Here is a 26303-nt window from a genome sequence, read left to right as displayed (position 1 = left end):
CCGCGAATTTGCCCCGGTTACCGCTTCGTCCGCTTAGGGTCTTGTTTGATCGCAGATTTTTGCCGCCGAACCGGCGACCACTTCGGCGAAATCTGCTTAGGACGTGCCGCCGGCGGCCCGGTGAAGGCGTCCGCCGCTCGACCATGCCGGCAGCCTCCGCGCCGATCATCGCGCCCGAGCGCAGGACCGCCGCGGCATCGAAGCGCGGCACGGCCGCAAGCCGCCTGCCGCCGCGCTCGGCTGCGAGGCGCGCGAAGGCGGCGAGGCCGTCGCCCGGCATGGTACTGGCCGGAACTTTTGGACGGCCTCCGCCAGATCCTGCGGGTCGTCCGCCGATGCCATTGGGGCCTCTGTGACGGCTGCGATGAGTGGTCGGCCGAGCGGGCCGATCCACGCCGGACATGCGCCGAACCGGGCACGCCTCGTCCTACCAACGGCCGACAACGCTGACGCACGGCCGTTGACGCCATCTCGAACTTTCGATGCCAAACCAGAGTCGTGGCGAGAATTCGAGAACGGAACCAACGGTCGTTTTCACCGACCGTCGGTATCATGCGTCGATCCTCCTTGCCGATCCGGTCCGGGCGTGACGCCCGGACTCGTTGCCGCCGCCTTCGCAGCCCCGCCGGTGCGGACGACAAAGCGATTGCCGTGCGGCCGATCCGCCGCCACTGTCGCGCTTGCCGCCGGAAGAGAGCCCCGAAGAGGCCACAGGACGCCGGCCGCTCGCGGGAGAGATGCGTATGACCGAGAGGATCGCCTTGTTCGGGGCAGGGGGGAAGATGGGCGTGCGGCTGGCCCGCAACCTGGTGATGTCCGAGTTCCAGATCGCTCCCGTGGAGGTTGGCGAGGCCGGGCGCCGGCGGCTCAAGAGCGAGCTTGGCCTCGATTGCGTCGCGGCGGAGGCCGCCCTCGACGGGGCCGAGGTGGTGGTGCTGGCGGTGCCCGACACCCTGATCGGCCAAGTCTCGCACGAACTGTCGCCGAAGCTGAAGCCCGGCACGATGGTGGTCATCCTTGATGCGGCGGCGCCCTTCGCTGGCCACCTGCCGGAGCGGCCGGACCTGACCTACTTCGTCACCCATCCGTGCCACCCGCCGATCTTCAACGACGAGACCACGGAGGACGGGCGGCGCGACCATTTCGGCGGCATCGCCGCGAAGCAGTCGATCGTGAGCGCGCTGATGCAGGGTCCGGAGGACGCCTATGCCCTTGGCGAGCGCGTCGCCAAGGCGATCTGGGCGCCGATTCTGCGCTCGCACCGCGTCACCGTGGAGCAGATGGCACTCCTCGAGCCGGGCCTGTCGGAGACCGTCTGCGCCACCCTGCTCGCGGTGATGCGCGAGGCGATGGACGAGACCGTGCGCCGCGGCGTGCCGGAGGTCTGTGCCCGCGACTTCCTCCTCGGCCATCTCAACATCCTGGCGGCGGTGACGTTCGGCGAGGTTGACGGCGTGTTCTCGGATGCCTGCAACAAGGCGATCCAGTTCGGCAAGCCCCGCCTGATGCGCGACGACTGGCTCGGTTGCCTCGACGCGCCCGAGATCGCCGAGAGCATCCGGCGGATCACCTAACGACGGACAGGGCCGCCCGCCGGCTGCGACCGGCGGGGCCATCCTGGCCGCGCTTCCGGGACGACGCCGCTCCGAGGCGCGGAGTGGGCGGTCCGCTCCGCGCCGTGCGCCGGGGCCGCTCAGCGGTGGGATCCATGGGTGGGATGCATGGGCGGGATCGGGTGCCGACGAGTTCCGGCTGATCGCGTCGCGACGCGGAGATCGGCTTTGCCCGGACGCCGTGTGGGCTCACGAGACAAAGCGGCGACGCCGTCGGATGTCACAGTCTGGTTCGTGAGCGTGGGATCCCTCTCCCACACCGGCGCAGGGCGCCCGCGCTCAACAATTGACCTGAAAAGTCATGCCAGAGATCGTGGACAAAAATATTCGATGTTGGGGCTATTTTAAGCGGATTGCCTTCGAGAAATTTGACAAGACTGTAGATTATACTCCCATTATATCCCGTCGTGAGAGCTTACTTGATCAAATTTTACCGATTAAATTTGAAAGGACCAATGGAATACCCCACCTTCGCACATCAAGATAAGGTGGGAGAGTAGGATGATCCCACTTGCCTCACGTCTTGGGAAAAAATCGTGCTCGAACAGGCTCTGAGGCCGTTGGTATACCGCGACACGGAAGACATTCCGGTCTGCGGCTGGTCGGCGGGGAGGCTGGCCAAGCCGAATGTCCTCCGCGCCGCGGTATTATATCAGGTGCCGGGGCTCCGCTTCCGCGTCACGCCCCGATCTCGGCCACCGCCTCGCGCGCCTGGGCCGCGTCGTTGAGGCCGGGTCGGGGCAGGCGGACCAGAACGATCGTGCCGGTGCCTTCCTCGGAGCGGATGCGCAGGCCGCCGCCATGGAGCTCCGCGAGCGAGCGGGCGATGGCGAGCCCGAGGCCCGACCCCTTGTAGCTGCGGGCGAAGTTGGTCTCGACCTGCTCGAAGGGATTGCCGAGTTTCGGCAGGGCCGCTTTCGGGATGCCGATGCCGCTATCCTCGACGAAGATGTGGACCGCGTCGATGGCGCGCCGCGTCCGAACCGCCACCCGGCCGGCCTCCGGGGTGAACTTCACGGCGTTCTGCAACAGGTTGACCAGGATCTGGTGCAGGGCGCGCTCGTCGGCCATCACCAGGGTGTCGGCGCTCATCTCGACGCTCACGGTCAGCCCCTTGGCCCGGGCCGGCTCGGCGATCAGCTTGAGGGCGCGCTCCAGCGCCTCGCTCACGGCGACCGGCTGCTTGGCGAGCTTCACCCGGCGGGCGTCGATCCGCGACATGTCGAGGATGTCGTCGATGACCGACAGCAGGTAATGGCCGCTCGAGCGGATGTCGCGGCAATATTCGCGGTACTTCTCGGAGCCGAGGGACCCGAACACCTCGCTCTCCATCACCTCGGCGAAGCCCAGGATGGCGTTGAGGGGGGTGCGCAGCTCGTGGCTCATATTGGCCAGGAACTCGGATTTCGACCGGTTGGCGCTTTCCGCCTGGGCCTTCTGGTCGAGATAGCGCTCGGCGAGATCGGCGAGCTGCTGGGTCTGGATCTCAAGGGTCCGGCGCGAGCGCTTGAGGTCCGCGATGGTGGCGATGAGCTGGCGCTCCGATTCCACGAGCCGCTCCTGGTGCCGCTTCAGGGCCGTGATGTCGGTGCCGACCGAGACGTAGCCGCCGTCCTTGGTGCGGCGCTCGCTGATCTGGAGCCACCGCCCGTCGGCGAGCTCGGCCTCGAAGGTGCGGGCGCCCGCTTCCGGGAACTCGCCGGCGGGAATCTCGCGCCGCACGGTCGGCAGGGCGGCACGGCCCATGATGGCGTCGTAGCGGCGGCCGGGCTGGGCCTCGTCGGCGGTCAGGGCGTGCAGGCGCCGGAACTTCGAGTTGCACAGGACCAGGCGGTTCTGCGCGTCCCACAGCACGAACGCCTCGGACACCGCCTCGACGGCGTCGCGCAGGCGCATGTCGGCGGTGGCGGTCGATTCGGCGAGGCGGCGCTGCTCCGAGATGTCGATGACGATGCCGACGAGATGCCGGCCATTGTCCTCGATGTCCTGCACGATCTCGGCCCGGGCCTTGAGCCAGACCCACTCGCCGCCGGCGGCGCGGATGCGGAACTCGTGGTCGACGGTGGTGTCGCGGGCCGCCAACTGGCGGGCGAGGCCGTAGAGGTCGGTATCGTCCGGATGGACCAGGGCGTTCACGTCGCCGAAAGAGAGGAATTCCTGCTCCCGGACATAGCCGAGGAGCTGGTACATCGAGTCCGACCAGTAGATCCTGCCGCGCGGGATATCCCAATCCCACAGGCCGCAGCGGCCACGGCCGAGGGCCGTGTCGAGGCGCTGGCGCACCTGCTCGCAGACCCGGTCGACGGCCCGCGCCCGGTCGGCCTGGAGCGCATAGGCGAGGCCGGTGCAGACCACCACCAGCGTCACGGCGCCGACCAGCACCGCGGCGATGCGGGCCCGACCGGCCCAGACGGCGGTGACCGAATCAAGGGTCTGCACCACGGCGACCTGCGTGATCGCGGCCGCGCCCGGGACCGACCGCACCGTGGCGAGCGCCCGCTCGCCGGTGCCGAGCACCACCTGGAGCACGCCGGCGCGCTCGCCCATGATGCCGAGCACCTGCACCTCGCCGACCAGCTCGCCGAAGCTGCGCGGCAGGCCGGTCCGCTCCGGCAGGGTGGCCAGGATCGCGTCGTCGGTGCCGATGAGAACCACGCTGCGGCCGGCCGGCAGGCCGCCGGGCGGCATCAGCCGCACCAGCCGCTCGCGCAGGGCGGCGGGCGCCAGCACCTCCGACGGCACGGCGCCGGAGGAGCGCGCGAGGGCGGCCGGCAGGGTCGCGGCCATGAGGCGGGCCACCAGATCAATGTCGCGCCGCGCATCGGCGACCACCTCCTCGCGGTGGCCGGAGAGTTGCAGGGCGGTGACGGTGCCGAGGCAGAGGAGGAAGGCCGCCAGCATGGCCGGGACGGCGAACCGGAGCCAGGATTCCGCGTGGGCGAGGCGCTGGTGCGCCGCCTTCGACACCCGGCTGATCCCCAGGATCGTCGCGGCACGCGCTGAGAAGGGGGCGGGATCCGCCTCCAGCATACCCAAACCCCCAACGGAACAGAAACACAGATGCCGCGGAGGTTCCCACCAGGCCCCCGAATCGAGCTTCAATCTGGCATTTCCACAAGCATTTTGTCCAGCGCTCCACGTCGTGGAAATGAACTGTTAACCGTTGATCGAAACATGCTCGGGCTGGCGCGGACGGCGAGTTTCTGCCTTCGGCGACAAGGGTTTGTGCGCTATCGAGCAGCGGCGAGCGACCGCCCGGCGATGTCGCTGACGTCGGGGGAGAGGCCCGGCGCCTCCGCCACCCGCCGCAAGGCGGCCTCGGCCCGCCGGCGGCGTCCGCCTTCGACCATACGCCAAGTATTGAAGGAGGTGAGCAGCCGCGCCGCGACCTGGGGGTTTTTGCCGTCGAGGGCGAGGACCACCTCGACGGTCAGGTCGTAGCCGGCCCCGTCCGGCCGGTGGAATTGTGTCGGATTGTTGAGGCTGAAGCTCGCGATCAGCGAGCGGACCCGGTTCGGGTTGCCGAGGGAGAAGGCCGGATGGCGCATCAGCCCGCGGATCCTGTCCGGCGTCCCGTCCTCGGGGATCATCGCCTGAACGGCGAACCACTTGTCGAGCACCAGGGGCTCGTGCCGGTAGGTCTCGCCGAACCGGGCGAGGGCCCCCTCCCGGGCCTCGCCCGGCACCAGGCTCACCGAGGCGAGGGCTGCCAGCCGGTCGGTCATGGTCGTGGCGGCGTCGAGCTGGGCCAGCGCCAGGGCGGTGCCCGCATCCGGATCGGCCGCCGTCACGAGATCGAGGGCGGCGTTGCGGAGCGCCCGGCGTCCGGCGCTGGCGGCGTCGGGGCTGAAGGGCGTCCCCGCCGGCTCCGCCAGCGCCGCGCGCAGGGCCCGCAGCCGGGGACCGAGGTCACGGCCGAGCTGGACCCGCAAGCTCTGGCGCGCGCGCCAGATCGCGTCGGGATCGACCTCGGCTTGAAGCGTCTGCGCCACCTCCTGCTCCTCCGGCAGCGTCAGGACCAGGGCGGCGAAGGCGGGGTCGGCGAGCGCCTCGCCGTCGAGGAACGTCGCGAGCGCAGCGCTCAGGGCCGCGCCCTCCGGCCCGGCCTCGGCATCGCGCGGCGCACCGGCCTTCGCCCGGCCGACCAGCACGTCCATGGCGAGGCTCTGGGCCGCCTGCCAACGGTTGAAGGCGTCGCCGTCATGGGCGAGCAGGGTCAGGCGCTCGTCCCGGGTCAGCGCGTGCTCGACCTTCACCGGGGCCGAGAAGCCGCGAAACAGCGACGGCACCGGCGGCGCCGCGACGTCCTCGAAGACGAGGGTGTCCTCCGCCGTCTCGAGCACGAACACGCCGTCGTGCACCCGCTCGCTCACCGCCTCGACGGGCCCGCCCTCGCGCGCCACGAGGCCGAGCGCCACCGGGATCACCAGGGGCTGGATCAGCTGGGGCTGGATCAGCTGGGGCCGGTCAACGGCCCCCGCGGCGGCCTCGGTCGCGACCACCGGCAGGCTCTGGCGGAAGGCGAGGGCGTAGGTCCGGGCCGCCGGGTCGTATGTGCCGGACACCGCCACGGTCGGGGTGCCGGCCTGCTCGTACCATTGGGCGAAGGCGGTGAGATCGCGCCCGCTCTCATGGGCGAAGGCGGCGAGGAAGTCCTCCACCGTGGCGGCCGTGCCGTCGCAGGTGGCGAAGTATCGGTCCATGCCGCGCCGGAAGGTGTCGGGCCCGAGCAGGGTGCGCAGCATCCGGACGATCTCGGCGCCCTTCTCGTAGACCGTCGCGGTGTAGAAGTTGTTGATCTCGCGATAGGCCCGCGGCCGCACCGGATGGGCCAGCGGCCCGGCATCCTCCGGAAACTGGCGGGCCCGCAACGTCCTCACGTCGGCGATGCGGTGGACCGGGCGCGAGCGCTCGTCGGACGAGAATTCCTGATCGCGGAAGACCGTCAGGCCCTCCTTGAGGCAGAGCTGGAACCAGTCGCGGCAGGTGACCCGGTTGCCGGACCAGTTGTGAAAATACTCGTGGGCGATGATAGCCTCGATGTTGGCATAGTCCGAGTCGGTGGCGGTGTCCGGGCTCGCCAGCACGTACTTGTCGTTGAAGATGTTGAGGCCCTTGTTCTCCATCGCGCCCATGTTGAAGTCGGAGACCGCGACGACGTTGAAGACGTCGAGGTCGTAGGCACGGCCGAAGGTGCGCTCGTCCCAGGCCATCGAGCGGGCGACCGCGTCGAGGGCGAAGCCGGCGCGGCCCTCCTTGCCCGGCTCGACATAGACGGCGATCTCGACCTCGCGCCCCTCCATGGTGGTGAAGCGCGACCCCACCCGGCCGAGGCGGCCGCCGACGAGGGCGAACAGGTAGGCCGGCTTCGGATGCGGATCGTGCCAGATCGCGTAGTGGCGGGTCAGGCCGATCTCGCCCTGCGCGACCGGGTTGCCGTTCCCCAACAAAACCGGAGTGTCGGCCCGCTCGCCCTCGATCCGGGTGGTGTAGACCGCCAACACGTCGGGCCGGTCGAGGAAGTAGGTGATGCGCCGGAAGCCGTCCGCCTCGCACTGGGTGCAGTAGACGCCGTTCGAGCGGTAGAGCCCCATCAGCTTGGTGTTGGCGCTCGGGTTCACCTGCGTCTCGATCGCGAGCACGAAGGGGCGCTGCGGCGGCTGGTGCAGGGTGAGGGAGCGGGGCGTCACCGCGATCGCGCCCGGGCCCGTCGGCTGCCCGTCGAGGGCGATCGCCAGCAGGGTCAGCTCGTCCCCGTCGAGGACGAGGGGGGCCCCGGGCTCGCCGTCGGGGTTCGGCCGCAGGGCCAAGGTCGCGGTGACCCGGGTCTCGGTCGGATGCAGACGCACGTCGAGGTCGACGCGGTCGATCAGGTAGTCGCTCGGGCGGTAATCGGCGAGGCGAACGATCGTCTGCATGAGGGGGTCTCGGCGGTCTCGCGGGGCGCGGCGGAAGAGAAGACAAGAGCCTTTGCACCGGCGCCGGCCATCGCGCAACGCGGGATCGACGCCGGATCAAGACAGGATCCCGGCCCTCCCCGCCGCGCGCAGGCCGCCCTAGCTACGGTGCCGGATCCGGCGCCCGACCAGCGCGCCCCGACACCGAGGATGGAGAAGCGCCATGGAATACCTGCACACGATGGTCCGCGTCGCCGATCTCGACAAGGCCCTCGACTTCTACTGCAACAAGTTCGGCCTCCAGGAGGTGCGCCGCACCGAGAGCGAGAAGGGCCGCTACACCCTGGTCTTCCTCGCCGCCCCGGGCGACGTCGCGCGCGCCAAAGAGACCAAGTCGCCGCTGCTCGAACTCACCTACAACTGGGATCCGGAAGAGTATACCGGCGGGCGCAACTTCGGCCACCTGGCCTATCTGGTCGATGACATCTATGCGACCTGCCAGAAGCTGCACGAGGCCGGCGTGACCATCAACCGCCCGCCGCGGGACGGCCACATGGCTTTCGTGCGCTCGCCGGACGGCATCTCGATCGAGATCCTCCAGAAGGGCGGGGCAAAGCCGCCGCAGGAGCCCTGGGCCTCGATGCAGAATACCGGCAGCTGGTAGCGGCCGGAGGGCGGGCCCGGCTCCAGGCCCGCCCCTTCGTGACGTCTCATATCAACGGCCGACGATGCTGACGCATCCGGCCGTCGGGTCCATCGCGAATGATCGATGCCAAGCCAGACGCTTGGCGACAATTCGAGAGCGGCACCAAAGGTCGTTTTCTTTCGACCGTTGGGATACCGCGGTACGGAGGAAATCCGGCTAGAGCACCGCCCGATCACGTTGCAATCGGGCGGTGCTCCAGGCATTTGATTTTGCCGCATTTTCTACGACGAACCGGTATCCACTTCGTCGGAAATTGCTCTAGGCCCGCCTCCCCGCCGATCGGCCCCAAACCAGGATTTCTTCCGCGTAGCGGTGTATCAGGTCTCTGCGGCCGGGGTGATGCCGAGTTCCGCCAGCTTGGCGTGGATCGCCGTGACCGGGCGCTTGAGCTTCAGGCTCATGACCGAGGCCGGCACGCCCTCCTGCGCCATCGCCTTGAGCTGCTGCACGGTCGCGAGCGTCCAGCCCGCCTCGATGGTGTCGCTCATCAGGGTTGCCTCCGTGGTTCGTCCGGCCGCGTCGAGGCGGCCTTGAGATCCGGCAGGTAGGGAGTATCGGCGGCGCGGCAAGCGGGGTCCTTCGCCGGATCCCGGGCGCGACAATCCACCCCTGCCTTGACGCGGACGCGCCCGCATCGCACATCGGCGCGGTCAGCCGGCCGGGCGGCCGCTCCGGTCCCGTCGGCAGGTTCGCCTGCCGCGCGGGATCCGGGGAGGAAAGTCCGGGCTCCATGAAGAGACGGTGCCGGATAACGTCCGGCGGGGGCGACCCCAGGGACAGTGTCACAGAGAGCAGACCACCGGGCGTGTCCTTGCGGACCCGTGCCGGCCAGGGTGAAAGGGTGCGGTAAGAGCGCACCGCGGACGCGGCAACGCGGACGGCACGGCAAACCCCACCGGGAGCAAAACCGAATAGGGGCGGCACGCGCGAGGGATCGCGCACGGCCTTCTTCAGGCCCGTCGCCCGGGTTGGTTGCTCGAGACGGCCGGCAACGGCCGTCCCAGAGGAATGGCCGCCACGTCCGGAGGATCCTTGCGGATCCGCCGGGCCCTACAGAACCCGGCTTACAGGCCGGCTGATACCCAGTTCGAAAAAATTTCCCGATAGGCGCGACCCAGCTCACATCCGGCGGTCGTGACGCATCGTCGAGGTAGAGCCCGCGTCCGCGGGCGAACATCCCGGGCAGACTCGACTTTCCGGTGCGGGGCGCGGCCGTCACAAGCCTTCGTTAACCTTGGTGGCCTCTGATGGCATTGGGCGGGTGCTGCCCGCCGCGTGTGCCCTCGCGTTGACGACCCCAGAGGCCCATGATACCCCGAGTCACCTCGTCCACGGCGATTCCAGCATCGGCGGCCTCACCCCGCGAGAGCGGGCGTGTTCGTCGCACGGCGATGTCTGGCGTGGGCACACCGGCGCCCTGGCGCCGATCCCGGCCGGCCTCGGCCCGGCTCGTGCGGACAGCGGAGCATCATGGACCGTCACGCCTCAAGGCGCGCCTGGCGCGCGGGATGGGCATTCGATGCGATCGAGCCGGAGCGCCGATCGTGACCGAGGTCGCTCCCCATATCCCGGTCCTGCTCGACGAGGTCCTGACCGCCCTGCATCTCGGTCCCGGACCGGCCTCGGTGATCGACGGCACCTTCGGGGCCGGCGGCTACACGAGGGCGATCCTGGCGGCCGATCCGTGCAACCGGGTGCTCGCCATCGACCGCGACCCCACCGCCATCGCCGCCGGCCAGGCCCTGGTCGCTGAGGAAGGTGGGCGCCTCACCCTGGTCCAGGGGCGCTTCGGCGACCTCGACGGGCTCGCGCGCGACCACGGCTTTGCCGGGGCCGATGGCGTCGTGCTCGATATCGGCGTGTCGTCGATGCAGCTCGACCAGGCGGAGCGCGGCTTCTCGTTTCGCCATGACGGCCCCCTCGACATGCGGATGGAGCGGGCGGGGGAGAGCGCGGCCGACCTCGTCAACGACGCCTCCGAGGCGGCGCTCGCCGACGTGATCTACCATTACGGCGAGGAACGCCGGGCCCGCGCTGTGGCCCGCGCCTTGATCGAGGCGCGCCGGCGCGGCCGCATCGAGACCACGGCGGCGCTCGCCGAGATCGTCGCCGGGGTGGTGCGGGCGGAGCCGGGCAGCGGCATCCACCCGGCGACCCGGACCTTCCAGGCCCTGCGCATCGCGGTCAACGACGAGTTGGGCGAGTTGCAGCGGGCCTTGCACGCCGCCGAGCGGACCCTGCGGCCGGGCGGGCGCCTCGCGGTGGTCACCTTCCACTCGCTGGAGGACCGCATCGTGAAGCAGTTCTTCTCGGCCCGCAGCGGCCGGGCGGTCGCCGCCTCGCGCCACCTGCCGATGGCCGCCCAGCCGACCCCGCGCAGCTTCACCCTCGCCACCAAGGGCCCGGTCGCCGCCGGCGAGGCCGAGTGCCGGGCCAATCCCCGCGCCCGCTCGGCCAAGCTCCGGGCCGGCGAGCGCACCGACGCGCCGCCGCCGCCGCCGCTCACGGCCCTCGAGGCCCTCGCCTCCCTGCCCGAGCCTCAAGCCCGGGGAGGACGCCGGTGATCCGCCTCCTGCACCTCCTGGCGATCGCCGGGCTGATCACCTCGGCGATCTACGCCTACTCGATCAAGTACGACACGCTCTATCAGGCCGAGCAGGTCGCCAAGCTGAAGAGCCGCCTGCGCAAGGAGCGCGACGCGATCGCGGTGCTGCGTGCCGAGTGGCAGTTGCTGACCCGGCCCGACCGGCTCCAGGGCGCCGTCGACAAGTATCTCAACCTCGAGCCGATCGGCACCGCGCATCTCGGGCGGTTCGCCGACCTGCCAACCAAGGTCGATCGCGGCGACGAGATCGCCCGCAAGCTCGAGGCGCTCGGCCTCGGCGCCACGGCGACGCCCGCCGCCAAGGAGCATGCGCCGTCCACCACTGCCGCCCGCGGCGAGGAGCCGCGCACCACCGGCTCGACCTCCACCTCCACCCCGACCCGCACCCCGACGGCCAAGAGGTAGGCGCCGTGACCCAGGATCAGGACTTCCAGGCTCGCGGCCCGCATGGCGACGGCCCGCACGGCCCCGAGGGCGATCCGGCGCGGATCGCCGCCGAGGACGTTGCCGCCGACGAGCCCGCGGCGCCTCGGCGCAGCCTCGCGGAGCTGCTCCGCGGCGGCGTCCTGGCGATGTTCCGCCTGTCGGTGGAGCGCAGCGCCGCCCGCGTCGGCCTCGTCGGCCTCGTCTTCGGCACGGTGTTCCTGGCGCTGATCGGCCGCCTCGTCAGCTTCGCGGTGTTCCCGGACGATCCGGGGACCGCCTCCGCCCGGCGGGCCGAGGCCGGCGGCACGACGCAGGTGCGGCCCGACATCGTCGACCGCAACGGCGAGATCCTGGCGACCGACATCCGCACCGTCTCGGTCTTCGCCGAGCCGAAGAACATCTACGACAAGGACGAGGCGGTGGAGCTGCTCACCGCCGTCCTGCCGGAGATCAACGCCCGCGACCTGCGCGAAAAGCTCTCGACCAAGAAAGGCTTCGTCTGGGTCAAGCGCGAGATCACGCCGCGGCAGCAGGCCGAGGTTCACCGCCTCGGCATCCCGGGCATCGGCTTCCTGTCCGACCACAAGCGGGTCTACCCGAACGGCACCGCCGCGGCCCACATCCTCGGCGTGACCAACCTCGACAATGTCGGCATCGCCGGCATCGAGAAGTACATCGACCGTCAGGGACTGCGCGACTTGAACAGCCTCGGCTTCGTCGAGAAGGCTGCCGACATGGCGCCGATCCAGCTCTCGATCGACCTGCGGGCCCAGCACGCGGTGCGCGACGAGCTGGCCTGGGGCATGGAGCATTACCGCGCCAAGGCGGCGGCCGGCGCGATCCTCGACGTGACCACCGGCGAGGTGATCGCGCTCGCCTCCCTGCCCGACTTCGACCCCAACGAGCCGAAGGACGCCCTTGATCCCGACCGGATCAACCGGATGAATGTCGGCGTCTACGAGATGGGCTCGACCTTCAAGGCGATGACCCTCGCCATGGCGCTCGATTCCGGAAAGTTCACCGTCAACTCGACCTTCGACACACGCGGCGGCGTGCTGCATTGGGGCCGGCAGAAGATCCACGAGTATCACGGCACCAACCGGGTCATCACGATGCCGGAGGTGTTCACCCACTCGTCCAATATCGGCTCGGCCAAGATGGCGCTCGGCATCGGCGTGCCCGGCCACAAGGCGTTCCTGAAGAAGATGGGCCTGCTCGACCGGATGCGGACCGAATTGCCGGAAAGTGCCGAGCCGATCATCCCGCCGCGCTGGACCGAGATCAACACCATCACGATCGCGTTCGGCCACGGCCTGGCGGTGGCGCCGCTCCAGGCTTCCGCCGCGGTGGCGGCGATCGCCAATGGCGGCTTCCTGATGACGCCGACCTTCCTGAAGCGGACCGAAGCCGAGGCGCGCGCGAAGGCGACGCAAGTGCTCTCGCCCCAGACCAGCGAGGCGATGCGCTACATCATGCGCCTCAACGCCACCGAGGGATCGGCCAGGAAGGCGGCGATTCCCTACTACTACGTCGGCGGCAAGACCGGCACCGCCGAGAAGGTGATCCGCGGCCGCTACGTCAAGAACCGGCTCTTCACTACCTTCATGGCGGTGGCGCCGATGGACAAGCCGAAATACCTGTTCGTGACCATCATGGACGAGCCGCAGGCGGTCGCGGCGGAATCCGGCAGCTACGCGACCGCCGCCTACAATTCAGGCGTCGTTACGGGCCGGACGATCGCCCGGGTCGCCCCGATCCTCGGCCTGCCGCCGCAATTCGAGCCGCCGGTGAAGCCGTTCCCGCTGATGGTCAAGCTCGGCGCCTATCACGTCAACATGCTGGACGGACGATGAGCCTCACCCTCGGCGATCTGTTCCCGGAGGCCGGCAGCGATGCCGGCCTCGTCCTCACCGGCCTCACCGCCGACAGCCGCAAGGTCGAGCCCGGCTTCGTGTTCCTGGCGGTGCCCGGCACCGCGGCCGATGGCCGCCGCTTTGCCGCGAAGGCCGCGGCGGCCGGCGCCGTCGCGATGGTGGCGCAAGGCGAGCGCCCCGCCGACCTGCCCGACTCGGTCGCCTATCTCGCAGTGCCGGATGCACGTCGCGCCCTGTCGCAGGCCGCCGCCCGGCTGCATCCGGGCCAGCCCGGGACGGTCATCGCGGTCACCGGCACCAGCGGCAAGAGTTCGGTCGCCGATTTCGTGCGCCAGATCCTCGGGCGCCTCGGCCGGGAGGCGGCGAGCCTGGGGACGCTCGGCGTCATCACGACGTCGGGCGCGGCCTATGGCTCGCTCACCACCCCCGATCCGATCACCCTGCATCAGACCCTCGACCGGCTCGCCCGCGACGGCGTCACCGCGCTTGCCATGGAGGCGTCGTCGCACGGCATCGAGCAGAGCCGCCTCGACGGGGTACGGTTGACGGCGGCAGGCTTCACCAATCTCGGCCACGACCATCTCGACTATCACGGCACGCCGGAAGCCTATCTCCAGGCGAAGCTCCGGCTGTTCACGACCCTGCTGCCCCAGGACGGCACGGCCGTCGTGAATGCCGACGGGCCGCAGAGCCAGGCGGTGATGGACGCTGTCCGCGACCGCGGCGTGAGGCTCGTCACCACCGGCCGGGCCGGGGAGGGGATCCGCCTCGTCTCCGCCCACACGGAAGGATTTGCCCAGCGCCTCGACATCGCGGCCGGGCCCGCGACTTACACCGTCGATCTGCCCCTGGTCGGGGCGTTCCAGGTCGAGAACGCGCTTCTCGCTGCCGGCCTCGTGCTGGCGACCCCGGCCGGGGCCGGGCGCGAGGCGGAGGTGATCGCGGCTCTCCGCCACCTCGCCGGGGTGCCGGGGCGGCTGGAGCGGGTCGGCACCGTGCGCGGTGCGCTGTGCATCGTCGATTACGCCCACAAGCCCGATGCGCTGGCCAACGTCCTCGATGCGCTGCGGGCCTTCACCACCGGGCGCCTCGTCTGCGTCGTCGGCTGCGGCGGCGACCGCGACCGGGCGAAGCGCCCGCTGATGGGCCGGATCGCCACCGAGAAGGCCGACCGGGTCATCGTCACCGACGACAATCCCCGCAGCGAGGACCCGGCCTCGATCCGCGCGGCGATCCTGGCGGCGGCGCCCGGCGCGGAGGAGATCGGCGACCGGGCCGAGGCGATCCGGGCGGCTTTGCGCGACCTGCGGGCCGGCGACGTGCTGGTGGTTGCCGGCAAAGGTCATGAAACGGGCCAGATCATCGGCGACCGCACGCTGCCCTTTTCCGACCGCGACGCGGTCCTCAGCGCGATCGAGGAGACCCGCGCATGACCGAGCCCCTCTGGACCCTGGACGCCGCCGCCGCCGCCATGGGCGGCCGGGTGGTGGCGGACGATGCTGCGCCCCGCGCCCTCTCCGGGATCTCGATCGACACCCGCACCCTCAAGGTCGGAGACCTGTTCTTTGCCATCAAGGGCGAGGCCCGCGACGGCCACGATTTCGTGCGCGACGCGCTCGCCCGCGGCGCCGGCGCCGCGGTGGTGGCCGAGGAGCGGGCCGCCGATCTCACGGAGGCCGGCCCCCTGATCGCCGTTCCCGCCGGTGACGAGGACGGCGTCCTCGCCGCCATGCGGGGCCTGGCCGTCGCGGCCCGGGCCCGCACCGACGCGCGGGTTCTCGCCGTCACCGGCTCGGTCGGCAAGACCGGCACCAAGGAGGCGTTGCGCCATGTGCTCGCGGCGCAAGGCGCCACGCATGCGTCGGTCGCCTCCTACAACAACCATTGGGGCGTGCCCCTGACGTTGAGCCGGATGCCAGCGTCGAGCGCCTTCGGGGTGTTCGAGGTCGGCATGAACCATGCCGGGGAGATCGCCCCCCTGACCCGGCTGGTGCGGCCCGAGATCGCCATCGTCACCACGGTCGAGCCGGTCCATATCGAGCATTTCCGCTCGCTGTCCGGCATCGCCGACGCCAAGGGCGAGATCTTCTCCGGACTGGAGATCGGCGGCGTCGCAATCATCAACCGCGACAACCCGAATTTCGAGCGGCTGAAGGCCCATGCGCTCGCCTCCCGTGCCGGCCGGGTGGTGAGCTTCGGCGAGCACCGGGAGGCCGATGTCCGGGCCGAGCGCATCGTGATGCGCCACGACCTCTCGATCGTCGACGTGCGGGCGATGGGGCTGCCCGTCACCTACCAGCTCGGCACGCCGGGCCGGCACACGGCGCTGAACTCGCTCGCCGTCATCGCCGCCGTGCAGGCGCTCGGCGCCGATCTGGCGCTGGCCGCCCTCTCCCTCGCCCAGTTGCGGCCGCCGGCCGGGCGCGGTGCCCGCCACGTCCTCCGGGTCGCGGAGGGCGAGGCGCTGCTCGTCGACGAGAGCTACAACGCCAACCCGGCCTCGGTGCGGGCCGCGCTCAGCACGCTCGCGGGCGTCGAGACCGCCGGCCGCCGCATCGCGGTCCTCGGCGACATGATGGAACTCGGGACCGAGGCCCCGCGGCTGCACCGCGACTTGGCGCAGGCGGTCGAGGAGCATGGCATCGACCTCGTCTTCACCGCCGGCCCGCTGATGCAGGAGCTGTTCGAGGCCCTGCCGGCCACCCGGCGGGCGGTGGCCCGCGCCGGCTCGGCCGAGCTTGTCGAGCCCGTCGTCGACGCCCTGCGGCCCGGCGACGCCGTGATGGTGAAGGGTTCGAACAGCACGCGCATGGGGCGGATTGTCGAGGCGCTCAAAGCCCGCTACGGGGGCGACGCGGACCAGGATCTCGCCGTCGGCCGATCCGGCTGAGCGACCTTCGCAGGACTTCTGACGCGGTGGCACGGGCCTTGAGGCCCGGGGCTGCCGCTCGCCCACGATCGGATGCCCCCGGGATGCTCTATCTCCTCTCCGACCTGAGCGGCGTGTTTTCGCCGCTCAACGTCTTCCGCTACATCACCTTCCGCACGGGGGGCGCGCTGTTCACGGCGGGCTTCTTCGTGTTCTGGTTCGGGCCCTGGATCATCTCGCTCCTGCGCCTGCGCCAGGGCAAGGGCCAGCCGATCCGCGAGGACGGCCCGCAATCGCACCTGCTGACGAAGCGCGGCACCCCCACGATGGGCGGGCTGATGATCCTCGCCGGCGTGATGGTGGCGGTGCTGCTCTGGGCCAACCCGCGCAACCATTATGTCTGGATCGTCATGATGGTGACGCTGGGCTTCGGGGCGATCGGCTTCTACGACGATTACCTCAAGGTCACGAAGCAGAGCCACAAGGGCTTCTCCGGCAAGTTCCGCCTCGGCCTCGAAGCGCTGATCGCGGTGGCCGCCTGCATTGCGGTCGCCGAATACTCGGCGCCGGGCCTCGCCTACCGGCTCGCCTTCCCGGTCTTCAAGGACGCGATCATCAATCTTGGCCTGTTCTACGTCGCCTTCGCGGGCTTCGTGATCGTCGGCGCGGGCAACGCGGTCAACATCACCGACGGCCTCGACGGCCTCGCCATCGTGCCGGTGATGATCGCGGCGGCGACCTTCGGGATCATCGCCTACCTCGTCGGCAACGTGATCTATGCGTCCTACCTCCAGGTGAACTACGTCCCGGGCACCGGCGAGCTGGCGGTGGTCTGCGGCGCCCTCATCGGGGCGGGCCTCGGCTTCCTGTGGTTCAACGCGCCCCCGGCCCAGATCTTCATGGGCGATACCGGCTCGCTGGCCCTGGGCGGCCTGCTCGGCACCGTCGCGGTGGCGACCAAGCACGAGATCGTGCTCGGCATCGTCGGCGGCCTGTTCGTGCTGGAGATCCTGTCGGTCATCATCCAGGTCGCCTCGTTCAAGCTCACCGGCAAGCGCGTCTTCCGCATGGCGCCGATCCACCACCATTTCGAGCAGAAGGGCTGGAAGGAGCCGCAGGTGGTGATCCGGTTCTGGATCATCGCGGTGGTACTGGCGCTCCTGGGCCTGGCGACGCTGAAGCTGCGGTAGGAGGCCGGCCCTTCAGACCGGCCCAAGAGCGTTCCTCAACGACCAGGGCGCGGGATCCTCTCCAGGGTCGCGCGCCCTTCCTTTTTTCGTGAACGGCGAGTGCCTCGGGCTCGGCGTCATACCAACGGCCCAAGATGCTGACGCATCGGGCCGTTGACCCATCTCGAATTTTCGATGTCAAGCCAGAGGCTTGGCGAAAATTCGAGAACAGAACCAAAGGTCGTTTTCAACGACCGTTGGTATCAGACCGCCACCACCTTCCCGGGATTCATGATGTTGTCCGGGTCGATCGCCCGCTTGAGCGTCCGCATCAGGTTGAGCGCCTCCGGCCCGTGCTCCAGCTCCATGAAGCGCATCTTCTTCTGGCCGATACCGTGCTCGCCGGTACAGGTGCCCTCCATGGCGATGGCGCGGGCGACCAGGCGCTCGATGAAGCCGGTGACCCGGGCGATCTCGTCGGGATCGTCCATCATCACCAGCGGCGAGGTGTGGAAGTTGCCGTCGCCGACATGTCCGGCGATCGGCGCGATGATCCCGCTCGCGACGATGTCGCGCTTGGTCTCGTCGACGCACTCCGCCAGCCGGGAGATCGGCACGCAGACATCGGTGGCGATGACCTTGGCGCCCGGCCGCATGGCGACCGCGGACCAGTAGACGTCGTGGCGGGCCTGCCAGAGCCGGGTGCGGTCCTCCGCCTTGGTCGCCCACTCGTAGGGGCCGCCGCCGAACTCCGCCGCGATCTCGCCGAAGCGCTCGGCCTGCTCGCGCACGCCGGCATCCGTTCCGTGGAACTCGACCAGGAGCAGCGGGGTCTCCGGCAGGGTGAGCTTCGAATAGGCGTTGCAGGCCGCGACCTGGACCTCGTCGAGAAGCTCGATCCGGGCGACCGGCAGGCCGGACTGGATCGTCACGATGACGGCGTCGCAGGCCGCCTTGATGCTCGGGAAGGGGCAGACGCCGGCAGAGATCGCCTCCGGGATACCGGCGAGCTTGAGGGTCAGCTCGGTGATGATGCCGAAGGTGCCTTCCGAGCCGACCAGGAGCCGGGTCAGGTCGTAGCCGGCCGAGGTCTTGCGCGCCCGCGGGCTGGTGCGGACGATGTCGCCGTTCGGCATCACGGCGGTGAGCGATAGGACGTTGTCCTTCATCGTGCCGTAGCGCACGGCGTTGGTGCCGGATGCCCGGGTCGCCGCCATGCCGCCGAGCGAGGCGTCGGCGCCCGGATCGATCGGGAAGAACAGGCCCTGGTCGCGCAGGTGCTCGTTCACCGCCTTGCGGGTCACCCCGGGCTGGACCACGCAATCCAGGTCCTCGGCATGGACCGCCAGCACCTTGTTCATGCCGTTCATGTCGATCGAGATGCCGCCGAATGGCGCGTTGACGTGGCCCTCGAGCGAGGTGCCGGTGCCGAAGGCGACGACCGGCATCTTGTGGGCGGCGCAGACCCGCACGATCGCCTGCACGTCCTCGGTGCTCTCGGCATAGACCACCGCGTCCGGCGGCTGGTTGGCGACCCAGGTCAGGGTGCTGGCATGCTGCTCGCGCACCGCCTGCGAGGTGACGACGCGGTTGCCGAACTGCGCCGTCAGCGCGCCGATGGCCGCCTCGACGGTTTCCGGGCTCGGGCGCTGGCGCGAAGGGGCGGGGCTCAGGGCGTTCATGTGGATCTCCCGGACGGCTTTGGCGGCGGACGGCGCTGCGTCGAGGGTCCACCGGCCTTTTGCCGGCACTCTAGCAGCCACTTCCCGCCGGGCATATCCGGCCGCCCGGTCACGGAGAAGTGCACGGGGTGGCCGCCCCCTTGCTCCAAGGTGCAACGCATCCGGGGGTGCATCCCCGACCCAAGCATGGTACGTCCCTGGGCGCCCTTGTCATCCCGCATGCGCCAGATCGGGAGCCCCACAATGGCTGATGACCGTCCTGCTTCGGTCTTCTTCTTCGCGCCGTTCGTGTCGTCGACGATGGCGATCGAGCCTGGCTGGATCGACTATAACGGCCACCTGAACATGGCCTATTACCACGTCCTGTTCGACCGGGCGGTCGACGAGGCGTTCGGCGTGGTCGGGCTCGGGCCCGACTACATGGATTCCGGGCGCGGCACGACCTTCGCGGCCGAGGTCCATGTGCGCTACCGCCGCGAACTCGTCCTCGACGACCCGGTCCGGGTGACGCTGCAACTCATCGCCTTCGACGAGAAGCGGATCCACTTCTATTCGGAGATCCGCCACGCCACCGAAGGCTGGGTCGCCGCCACCTCCGAGAACCTGTCACTCCACGTCGATCCCTCGACGCGGCGCGTGGCGCCGTTCCCCGAAGACATCCAGGCCAATCTTTCGGTCATGCTCGGCTCGCATGCCCGGCTGCCGCGGCCCGACGATCTCGGCCGGGTGATCGGCATCCCGGCCCGCGGCCATGCCCGGCCGGACACCGTGGCCTTCGCGGCTGCCGGCGCCCGGGTCAGGCACTGAACGACGGTCCGTGCCGCTCAGCGGTGCGGCACGATGATCGGCGCCGGGGGCGGCGGCGCGATGCTCTGCTGGCGCTGGATCTGTCCCTGAAGCTGGTTGGCCTCGAACCGATTCTGCTGCTGGATGCTGCGTGATTCGCTCCGCGATTCGATCGAGCGGTTGATCCCGTCGACGGTTTGCTGGGCACGGTTGCTCGGCACCTGGTTCTGGGCCAGCGCCGGGAGCGGCGTGGCGGCGACGGCCAGGATCAGGACGGTGTGGGCGCGCATCGGAGTCCTTTCAATCGGCGGAGGTCTGTCCATGGAGAACGACGCCGCTCCGGATGCAAGGTTCCGGCGTGCAAGGATCCCGCCCCTCACCCACAGCCATGCGGCCGTGACCCTCGACGCCGTTCGCGTTTTGGTCCAGTGATGCCGGCATGACTCGCGACATCCCGGCCGGGACCGCCCCCTCCTCGATCTCCGCCCGCGCCCGCGCCGCGCTGGTGCCCCCGGACGCGCCTTACCTTACGGGGCTCAACCCCGAGCAGCGCCGCGCCGTCGAGGCGACGGAAGGTCCGGTCCTGGTGCTGGCCGGCGCCGGCACCGGCAAGACCCGGGTTCTCACCACCCGCATCGCCCACCTGATCTCTACCGGCCGTGCCCGGCCCTTCGACATCCTGGCGGTGACCTTCACCAACAAGGCGGCCCGGGAGATGAAGGAGCGCATCGGCGCGCTGATCGGCCCGGCCGGGGAGGGGATGCCGTGGCTCGGCACCTTCCACGCCATCGGCACCAAGATCCTGCGCCGCCACGCCGAGCTGGTGGGCCTGCGCTCCGACTTCACGATCCTCGGCACCGACGACCAGCTTCGCCTGCTCAAGCAGGTGATCTCGGCCGCTGATCTCGACGAGAAGCGCTGGCCGGCCCGCAGCCTCGCCGGCACGATCGACGGCTGGAAGAACCGGGGCCTCGGCCCCGAACAGGTGCCGGCCGGGGAAGCCTCGGCCTTCGGCTTCGGCAAGGGCGGGGCGCTCTATGCCGCCTACCAGGAGCGGCTGAGGGCGCTCAACGCCGTCGATTTCGGCGACCTTTTGCTGCTCTGCCTGCGGCTCTGGCGCGAGAACCCGGACGTGCTGACCAATTATCAGCAGCGGTTCCGCTACATCCTGGTCGACGAGTACCAGGACACCAACGTCGCGCAATATCTCTGGCTGCGCCTGCTCGCGCAGGGGCACCGGAACGTCGCCTGCGTCGGCGACGACGACCAGTCGATCTATGGCTGGCGCGGCGCCGAGGTCGACAACATCCTGCGCTTCGAGCACGACTTCCCGGGTGCCCTGGTGGTGCGGCTGGAGAACAACTACCGCTCGACCGGCCACATCCTGGCCGCGGCGTCGGTGCTGATCGCCCATAACGAGGGCCGGCTGGGCAAGACCCTGCGCACCGACAGCCCGGCGGGCGAGAAGGTCACGGTGACCGGCGCCTGGGATTCGGAGGAGGAGGCCCGCCTCGTCTGCCAGGAGATCGAGAGCCTCCAGGCCAAGGGCCATGCGTTGTCCGAGATCGCGGTTCTGGTTCGCATCTCGGCGCAGATGCGCGAGGTCGAGGACCGCTTCGTCCAGCTCGGCCTGCCCTACCGCGTCGTCGGGGGCCCGCGCTTCTACGAGCGGGCCGAGATCCGCGACGCCCTCGCCTATCTCCGCATCGTCGCCAACGGCTCCGACGACCTCGCCTTCGAGCGCATCGTCAACACGCCCAAGCGGGGCTTGGGCGACGCGACGCTCCAGGCCCTGCACGGGCTCGCCCGCCGCGCCAAGGTGCCGCTGCTCCACGCCGCCCGGATGATGAGCGAAACCGAGGAGCTGAAGCCCAAGCCCCGTTCCACCTTGCGCGCCCTGTGCCAGAGCTTTTCGCGCTGGGCCAAGCTCCTGGAGGACCAGCCGCACACGGAGGTGGCGCAGACGATCCTGGAGGAATCCGGCTACACCGAGATGTGGCAGAAGGAGCGCACCGCCGACGCCGCCGGCCGGCTGGAGAACCTCAAGGAACTGGTCCGCTCGATGGAGGAGTTCCCGGACCTTGCCGGGTTCCTCGAACACGTCTCCCTCGTCATGGATGCCAACGAGGCCGAGGGCGGCGACCGGGTCAGCCTGATGACGCTGCATGCGGCGAAGGGCCTGGAATTCGACACCGTGTTTCTCCCCGGATGGGAGAACGGCCTGTTCCCGAACCAGCGCGCCCTCGACGAGAGCGGGAGGGCGGGCCTGGAGGAGGAACGGCGCCTCGCCCATGTCGGCCTGACCCGGGCGCGCAAGCGGGCCAAGATCTCGTTTGCGGTCAACCGCCGCATCCACGGCCTGTGGTCCTCGACCGTGCCGAGCCGCTTCATCGACGAATTGCCCGAGGCGAGCGTCGCGGTGCTCGACGCGCCGGCGAGCTTCTCCCAGGGGCCGTCGCGCTTCGACCGGCAGGCCCCCGCCTTCGGCTCGTCCTACGCGACGCCGGGCTGGCAGCGGGCGCAGGCCCAGACCGCGGGACAGGACCGGTTCGGCGGCGGCCGCAACCCCTCGCCGGGTCGGCGCGGGCCGCAGCAGATCGAGGGGACGCTGGTCGCCAAGTCCACCGGCACGCACTCGGCCTACGAGGCCGGTGCACGCATTTTCCACACCAAATTCGGGCCGGGCTCGGTGGCGGCCGTCGACGGCAACAAGCTCACCGTTGACTTCGACAAGGCCGGCCGGAAGATGGTCCTCGACAGCTTCGTCCAGCCCGGCTGAAGCGGTCCCGTGGCTCTGCGTCGACGGCGCAATCGGGAGCGGCGATCAGGTGGCGACCTTCTCCGGCACGCCGATCCACATGGTCTGCGCCGACCTGCCCCTCGCGCTGTCGGCGGGTTCCCCCGACATCTCTGTGTGGTTTTCATCACAGTCCGCCGCGCCGTATCGTGCCTGCCGGTTTCGCAACGGGCGTGCTGCGGCGCGACAATTGCTCGTTCATCATCGGCTGCTTACCCTGGAGGTCGAAACAGGCGGACTTGTCCACCGTCTGCGTCAACCCTGACCGGAACCGTCGCGGCCGATGAGGCTTTGAGTCGTCACGAGAACAAAGGAGATCCGGGACACGAGAGGGCACACCATAGTCGGCACCGCAAGTCCAGTGGGAGTGTTGATCCGTGAAGAGACGACGCGCACGACTTGAACTGGTTGATGACCGCCCGATCCGGGTGCACCGCACGCGCTTCGAAGAAGAACGTAATCCCCCACCGATCCAGCCGATGACGGCCCGTCAGGCCGAGTATCTGGAAGCCCTCGGGTCCCACCCGCAAGTCATCGTCCTCGGCCCCGCCGGGACAGGCAAGACCTACATTGCTGGAACCCGCGCCGCGGACCTGCTGCGCCAGCGCCGGGTCGCCAAGGTGGTCATCACCCGGCCGAACGTGCCCTCCGGCCGCTCCCTCGGCTTCTTCCCCGGCACTCTCGAAGACAAGATCGCCCCCTGGGTCGCCCCGCTCACCGAGACCATGAAAGAGCGCATGGGCGACGGCGCCTTCGAGATCGCCATGAAGGCCGGCGACATCGAGGTCGTCCCCTTCGAGGTCATGCGTGGCCGCACCTTCAAGAATTGCCTGGTGATCCTCGACGAGGCCCAGAACACCACTCCCGCCGAAATCAAGATGTTCCTGACCCGGATCGGCGATGGCACCCAGGTCATCATCAACGGCGACGTCTCCCAGACCGACCTGCGCGAGACCTCGGGGCTGCGCACGGTGATCCATCTGGTCAAGAGCCGGATGATGCCGATCCCGATCGTCGAGTTCGGGCTGGACGACATCGTCCGCTCGGGGATCTGCGCCGAATGGGTGCGGGCCTTCGAGGAGGCGCGGGTGTGAGATCGCGACGCCTGCCCGGCCGGAAAGTCGGGCAGGCTGCGCGCGCGCGAGCCGCGAGAGCGCTTCACGATCGCGTCGTAATCGCGAAGCTTCTCTCGCTCTTTGAATTTGCTGCATTTGCTACGACGAACCGGTATCCACTTCGTCGGACAATGCCCTATCATCTCGTCGATCCGATCCGATGGCCGACATCGGCAGGAGGACGCGCTTGGCACCGCGGGACGGCGCTCTTGCGCGCGTCACCCTTGCGAACGTCCAGGTCCATCGTCGCAATGCGGGCGTCCATCCCGAAATCTGCCCCGACGCCAGCAACCATCCTGCGCCTCGATGTTTCCTAGGGTCAGTCGCTTCCCACGCTCACCCAGGACGCACCATGGCCCACATCCTCGTCATCGGCGCCAGCCAGGGCATCGGGCTGGAGACGGTGAAGGCGGCCCTCGCCGCAGGGCACCGGGTGCGGGCCTTCGCGCGGTCGGCCGGCACGATCGCATTGTCCGATCCGAACCTCGAACGCTTCCCGGGCGATGCCCTGTCGAGGCCGGACGTCGCCACCGCGCTCGACGGAGTCGATGTCGTGGTGCAGGCGCTGGGCGTGCCGGTCCGCGACCTGTTCGGGCCGGTGCGGCTGTTCTCGGACGCCACCACCATCCTCGTCCCGGCGATGGAGAAGGCGGGCGTCCACCGGCTGGTGGCCGTGACCGGCTTCGGCACCGGCGACAGTCGCACGGCGATCGGCCCGTTGCAGCGCCTGCCGTTCCGCCTCGTCTTCGGCCGCGCCTATGACGACAAGGACGCGCAGGAGATCCGCATCCGCCAGAGCGGCCTCGACTGGACCCTCGTCCGCCCCGGCGTGCTCACCGGCGGGCCCGCGACCGGGCGCTATCGGGTGCTCGACCGGCCGTCGTCGTGGACGAACGGGTTGATCGCGCGGGCCGACGTGGCCCAGTTCATCGTCGGGGAAATCGGCCAGGGCGCCCATATCAGGCGTGCCGTCGTGCTGATCAGCCACCCCCTGCCGGTCTGAGCCGATGGACAAGATCCTCTACTATGCCGTCACCCTGGCCGAATCGGCCCTCGGCATCTTCGGCGTGCGCGGGTTCTACGACCAGCCCCGCTATGCCGTCGTCGAGCGGCTCGATCGCGGCGTCGAGATCCGCGCCTATGAGGGGCGCGTCGCGATCGAGACCGATGCACGCGGCCAGGGCGACGGCGAGGCGTTCGGGCGGCTCTTCCGCTACATCACCGGCGCCAACCGCTCCGGCGACCGCATCGCCATGACGGCGCCGGTGGAGGCCGGCGGCCAACGCATCGCCATGACGGTGCCGGTCGAGCAGGGGAGCGGCGGCACGATGCGCTTCTTCCTGCCCCACGCGGTCGTGGCCTCGGGCGCGCCGGAGCCGACCGAGCCCGGGGTTCGCCTGACCCGGATACCGCCGGAGCGGATCGCGGCGCTCCAGTTCTCCGGCCGCATCACCCCCGAGATCCGGGCGGAGCAGGAGCGGATTTTGGCCGAGGTGCTGGCCGCGGCGGGCCGGATGCCTGCTGCCGCGCCCTTCTTCATGGGCTACGACCCTCCCTTCGCGCTGCCCTTCCTGCGGCGCAACGAAGTGGCGGTGCGCCTGGCCTCGTGAGCGGGCCATGGGCCCGCGGGCCTCAGGGTTGGGGCGGCGGCGATGCAACGGGCGTCGACGGCATGGGAGCCGCCATGGGAGCCGTCTTGAGCATCCAGACGGACGATCGACCCTCGTGCTGGGCCCGTGCATTCGCCGCGCGCGCCGCGAGGAGATCCCGCGCGGCGTCGTGTGTGGCCTGCATCGGCGCATCGTCGGGCGGTTGGGTCTCGGCTGCCGGGGCGGAGTGCCCGCAGAACACCGGAAGCGCGAACACCAGACTAGTGAATAGGACTGGTTTTGGCATGGTCGATGTCTCCGTGCCGCGTAACCTGCGCCGATCGCCGGTTCAGCACCGCTTGCCCTTGCAATTCCCGCCCGGCTTGCCACCGCCGGGGCGAGTACCGGTGATGCGATCGCCGCTGAAGACGATCGTGCCGCTCGGCGAGACTTTGTAGCCGCCCGCTCCCGATGATGATTTGGGCTGGCAAATGTCGGTGAAGATGCCCGTGCAGGTTGGGGCGGGCTTGGCCGGAGGCTTAGCCTGACCGGGCGAAATCGAGACCATGACAAGAGCGGCGCCGAGAGCGACCGCCGTAACCGCATGCGTCATCACCGTACTCCACGTCCACTCACGGGACATCACCCGGAGGCATGCGCGAGCCCGATCGCATCGCTTCGGTTGCGCATTGGACTCATTTTGGATACCAAAGCGGAGTCGGAGTCAATTGGGAGATATCGATGAAACGGTGGGTCGTGATCCTCGCGCTCTCGGTCAGCATCGTGTCGATTGTCGCAGAGACGGCCGCTTACGCCGCTCCATGCCCGAATTGCCCGCCGCCACGCTGCGGCAAGCGGCGGTGTTGAGCGGAGATGGTTCCCGTTATCTGAGCGTTATCCGGTTCATGACTCCAGAGCACTGTCCGACGAAGTGGATACCGGTTCGTCGTAGAAAATGCGGCAAAATCAAACAGCGAGAGAAGCTTCGCGATGGCAACGCGATCGTGAAGCGCTCTTGCGTCCGGAGCCGGATTGCCGAGGCGCGTGGTAATACCAACGGTCGTTGAAAACGACCTTTGGTTCTGTTCTCGAATTTTCGCCAAGCCTCTGGCTTGACATCGAAAACTCGAGATGGGTCAACGGCCCGATGCGTCAGCATCTTGGGCCGTTGGTAT

At 69.5% G+C, this 26303-nt stretch carries 21 protein-coding genes and 1 other RNA gene; 15 read left to right on the top strand and 7 right to left on the bottom strand.

All coding sequences use genetic code 11. From position 1 onward, the window contains the following. Positions 1 to 280, bottom strand: a 280-nt coding sequence (locus VP06_RS37685; protein WP_210168132.1) for a hypothetical protein, incomplete at its 3' end; no start/stop codon positions are given. A 463-nt stretch (positions 281 to 743) separates the two neighbouring features. Between VP06_RS37685 and VP06_RS28320 the strand changes: the two genes are divergently transcribed. Beyond that, positions 744 to 1574, top strand: coding sequence for a phosphogluconate dehydrogenase C-terminal domain-containing protein (locus VP06_RS28320; RefSeq protein WP_048467152.1), 831 nt, complete (start codon positions 744 to 746; stop codon positions 1572 to 1574). 717 nt (positions 1575 to 2291) lie between these two features. Here the strand turns inward: VP06_RS28320 and VP06_RS28315 are convergent. Further along, positions 2292 to 4643, bottom strand: a complete 2352-nt coding sequence (locus tag VP06_RS28315) for a PAS domain-containing sensor histidine kinase (RefSeq protein WP_048467151.1) — start codon at positions 4641 to 4643, stop codon at positions 2292 to 2294. 200 nt (positions 4644 to 4843) lie between these two features. Next, positions 4844 to 7531 (bottom strand): aminopeptidase N, encoded by a 2688-nt coding sequence (gene pepN, locus VP06_RS28310; protein ID WP_048467150.1) that lies wholly within the window; start codon positions 7529 to 7531, stop codon positions 4844 to 4846. Between the two features lie 202 nt (positions 7532 to 7733). Between pepN and VP06_RS28305 the strand changes: the two genes are divergently transcribed. Continuing rightward, positions 7734 to 8174, top strand: a complete 441-nt coding sequence (locus VP06_RS28305; protein WP_048467149.1) for a VOC family protein — start codon at positions 7734 to 7736, stop codon at positions 8172 to 8174. Positions 8175 to 8533: 359 nt separating this feature from the next. On the opposite strand, the gene VP06_RS37410 is transcribed toward VP06_RS28305, so the two are convergent. Then, positions 8534 to 8704 (bottom strand): hypothetical protein, encoded by a 171-nt coding sequence (locus VP06_RS37410; RefSeq protein WP_197093307.1) that lies wholly within the window; start codon positions 8702 to 8704, stop codon positions 8534 to 8536. A gap of 162 nt (positions 8705 to 8866) precedes the next feature. Here VP06_RS37410 and rnpB point away from each other — a divergent pair. The 7 genes from rnpB to mraY all read left to right on the top strand — a co-directional run bounded on the left by rnpB (position 8867) and on the right by mraY (position 17180). Continuing rightward, positions 8867 to 9299: RNase P RNA component class A (rnpB, locus tag VP06_RS33930), an RNA gene on the top strand. Positions 9300 to 9724: 425 nt separating this feature from the next. Continuing rightward, positions 9725 to 10780 (top strand): 16S rRNA (cytosine(1402)-N(4))-methyltransferase RsmH, encoded by a 1056-nt coding sequence (gene rsmH / locus VP06_RS28300; protein ID WP_048467148.1) that lies wholly within the window; start codon positions 9725 to 9727, stop codon positions 10778 to 10780. Further along, a complete protein-coding gene (gene ftsL, locus VP06_RS28295; RefSeq protein ID WP_048467147.1) occupies positions 10777 to 11226 on the top strand; it encodes a cell division protein FtsL in 450 nt (149 codons plus the stop codon). Before rsmH ends, ftsL begins: the two co-directional genes overlap by 4 nt. 83 nt (positions 11227 to 11309) lie before the next feature. Further along, on the top strand, positions 11310 to 13100 hold the full coding sequence (locus VP06_RS28290; RefSeq protein ID WP_048467153.1) for a peptidoglycan D,D-transpeptidase FtsI family protein: 1791 nt from the start codon (positions 11310 to 11312) through the stop codon (positions 13098 to 13100). Continuing rightward, the gene (locus tag VP06_RS28285; protein ID WP_048467146.1) at positions 13097 to 14554 is read left to right on the top strand and encodes a UDP-N-acetylmuramoyl-L-alanyl-D-glutamate--2,6-diaminopimelate ligase; all 1458 of its coding nucleotides are present in this window, start codon (positions 13097 to 13099) and stop codon (positions 14552 to 14554) included. The genes VP06_RS28290 and VP06_RS28285 overlap by 4 nt, the downstream gene beginning before the upstream one ends. After that, entirely contained in the window at positions 14551 to 16011 is a 1461-nt protein-coding gene (locus tag VP06_RS28280; RefSeq protein ID WP_048467145.1) for a UDP-N-acetylmuramoylalanyl-D-glutamyl-2,6-diaminopimelate--D-alanyl-D-alanine ligase, read from the top strand. The genes VP06_RS28285 and VP06_RS28280 overlap by 4 nt, the downstream gene beginning before the upstream one ends. Positions 16012 to 16094: 83 nt before the next feature. Beyond that, positions 16095 to 17180, top strand: coding sequence for a phospho-N-acetylmuramoyl-pentapeptide-transferase (mraY, locus tag VP06_RS28275; protein WP_048467144.1), 1086 nt, complete (start codon positions 16095 to 16097; stop codon positions 17178 to 17180). A gap of 242 nt (positions 17181 to 17422) precedes the next feature. On the opposite strand, the gene VP06_RS28270 is transcribed toward mraY, so the two are convergent. Continuing rightward, a complete protein-coding gene (locus VP06_RS28270; protein WP_048467143.1) occupies positions 17423 to 18841 on the bottom strand; it encodes an FAD-binding oxidoreductase in 1419 nt (472 codons plus the stop codon). A gap of 243 nt (positions 18842 to 19084) precedes the next feature. On the opposite strand from VP06_RS28270, the gene VP06_RS28265 reads away from it, so the two are divergent. Then, on the top strand, positions 19085 to 19648 hold the full coding sequence (locus VP06_RS28265; protein WP_048467142.1) for a thioesterase family protein: 564 nt from the start codon (positions 19085 to 19087) through the stop codon (positions 19646 to 19648). A 17-nt stretch (positions 19649 to 19665) separates the two neighbouring features. Here the strand turns inward: VP06_RS28265 and VP06_RS28260 are convergent, their stop codons facing one another. After that, complete coding sequence (locus tag VP06_RS28260; protein WP_048467141.1) at positions 19666 to 19917, bottom strand: hypothetical protein; 252 nt, start codon at positions 19915 to 19917, stop codon at positions 19666 to 19668. 149 nt (positions 19918 to 20066) lie between these two features. Here VP06_RS28260 and VP06_RS28255 point away from each other — a divergent pair, with 149 nt between their 5' ends. The 5 genes from VP06_RS28255 (at position 20067) to VP06_RS28240 (ending at position 25149) form a co-directional block, all read left to right on the top strand. Then, a complete protein-coding gene (locus VP06_RS28255; protein ID WP_048467140.1) occupies positions 20067 to 22406 on the top strand; it encodes an ATP-dependent helicase in 2340 nt (779 codons plus the stop codon). 49 nt (positions 22407 to 22455) lie between these two features. Beyond that, positions 22456 to 22689 (top strand): hypothetical protein, encoded by a 234-nt coding sequence (locus VP06_RS36775; protein WP_156295821.1) that lies wholly within the window; start codon positions 22456 to 22458, stop codon positions 22687 to 22689. A 112-nt stretch (positions 22690 to 22801) separates the two neighbouring features. Next, the gene (locus tag VP06_RS28250; protein WP_048467139.1) at positions 22802 to 23518 is read left to right on the top strand and encodes a PhoH family protein; all 717 of its coding nucleotides are present in this window, start codon (positions 22802 to 22804) and stop codon (positions 23516 to 23518) included. Positions 23519 to 23891: 373 nt separating this feature from the next. Continuing rightward, the gene (locus VP06_RS28245; RefSeq protein ID WP_048467138.1) at positions 23892 to 24542 is read left to right on the top strand and encodes an NAD(P)-dependent oxidoreductase; all 651 of its coding nucleotides are present in this window, start codon (positions 23892 to 23894) and stop codon (positions 24540 to 24542) included. Between the two features lie 4 nt (positions 24543 to 24546). Beyond that, positions 24547 to 25149: an SOUL family heme-binding protein gene (locus tag VP06_RS28240; protein WP_048467137.1), complete on the top strand. Its 603-nt coding sequence runs from the start codon at positions 24547 to 24549 to the stop codon at positions 25147 to 25149. A gap of 328 nt (positions 25150 to 25477) precedes the next feature. On the opposite strand, the gene VP06_RS36770 is transcribed toward VP06_RS28240, so the two are convergent. Continuing rightward, complete coding sequence (locus tag VP06_RS36770) at positions 25478 to 25741, bottom strand: hypothetical protein (protein ID WP_156295820.1); 264 nt, start codon at positions 25739 to 25741, stop codon at positions 25478 to 25480. Between the last annotated feature and the right edge of the window lie 562 nt (positions 25742 to 26303).

Origin of the sequence: Methylobacterium aquaticum (assembly GCF_001043915.1) — a bacterium.
In the GTDB taxonomy this organism is placed as follows: Bacteria; Pseudomonadota; Alphaproteobacteria; order Rhizobiales; family Beijerinckiaceae; genus Methylobacterium; species Methylobacterium aquaticum.
This window is presented reverse-complemented; position numbering and strand designations above follow the sequence as displayed.

Coding starts and splice junctions, on each gene's coding strand:
- VP06_RS36770 (WP_156295820.1), bottom strand. CDS start 25,741: ATGACGCATGCGGTTACGGCGGTCGCTCTCGGCGCCGCTCTTGTCATG.
- VP06_RS37410 (WP_197093307.1), bottom strand. CDS start 8,704: ATGAGCGACACCATCGAGGCGGGCTGGACGCTCGCGACCGTGCAGCAG.
- VP06_RS28240 (WP_048467137.1), top strand. CDS start 24,547: ATGGACAAGATCCTCTACTATGCCGTCACCCTGGCCGAATCGGCCCTC.
- mraY (WP_048467144.1), top strand. CDS start 16,095: ATGCTCTATCTCCTCTCCGACCTGAGCGGCGTGTTTTCGCCGCTCAAC.
- VP06_RS28245 (WP_048467138.1), top strand. CDS start 23,892: ATGGCCCACATCCTCGTCATCGGCGCCAGCCAGGGCATCGGGCTGGAG.
- pepN (WP_048467150.1), bottom strand. CDS start 7,531: ATGCAGACGATCGTTCGCCTCGCCGATTACCGCCCGAGCGACTACCTG.
- VP06_RS28280 (WP_048467145.1), top strand. CDS start 14,551: ATGACCGAGCCCCTCTGGACCCTGGACGCCGCCGCCGCCGCCATGGGC.
- VP06_RS28320 (WP_048467152.1), top strand. CDS start 744: ATGACCGAGAGGATCGCCTTGTTCGGGGCAGGGGGGAAGATGGGCGTG.
- VP06_RS28270 (WP_048467143.1), bottom strand. CDS start 18,841: ATGAACGCCCTGAGCCCCGCCCCTTCGCGCCAGCGCCCGAGCCCGGAA.
- VP06_RS28255 (WP_048467140.1), top strand. CDS start 20,067: ATGACTCGCGACATCCCGGCCGGGACCGCCCCCTCCTCGATCTCCGCC.
- rsmH (WP_048467148.1), top strand. CDS start 9,725: ATGGGCATTCGATGCGATCGAGCCGGAGCGCCGATCGTGACCGAGGTC.
- VP06_RS28260 (WP_048467141.1), bottom strand. CDS start 19,917: ATGCGCGCCCACACCGTCCTGATCCTGGCCGTCGCCGCCACGCCGCTC.
- VP06_RS28285 (WP_048467146.1), top strand. CDS start 13,097: ATGAGCCTCACCCTCGGCGATCTGTTCCCGGAGGCCGGCAGCGATGCC.
- VP06_RS28305 (WP_048467149.1), top strand. CDS start 7,734: ATGGAATACCTGCACACGATGGTCCGCGTCGCCGATCTCGACAAGGCC.
- VP06_RS28265 (WP_048467142.1), top strand. CDS start 19,085: ATGGCTGATGACCGTCCTGCTTCGGTCTTCTTCTTCGCGCCGTTCGTG.
- VP06_RS28315 (WP_048467151.1), bottom strand. CDS start 4,643: ATGCTGGAGGCGGATCCCGCCCCCTTCTCAGCGCGTGCCGCGACGATC.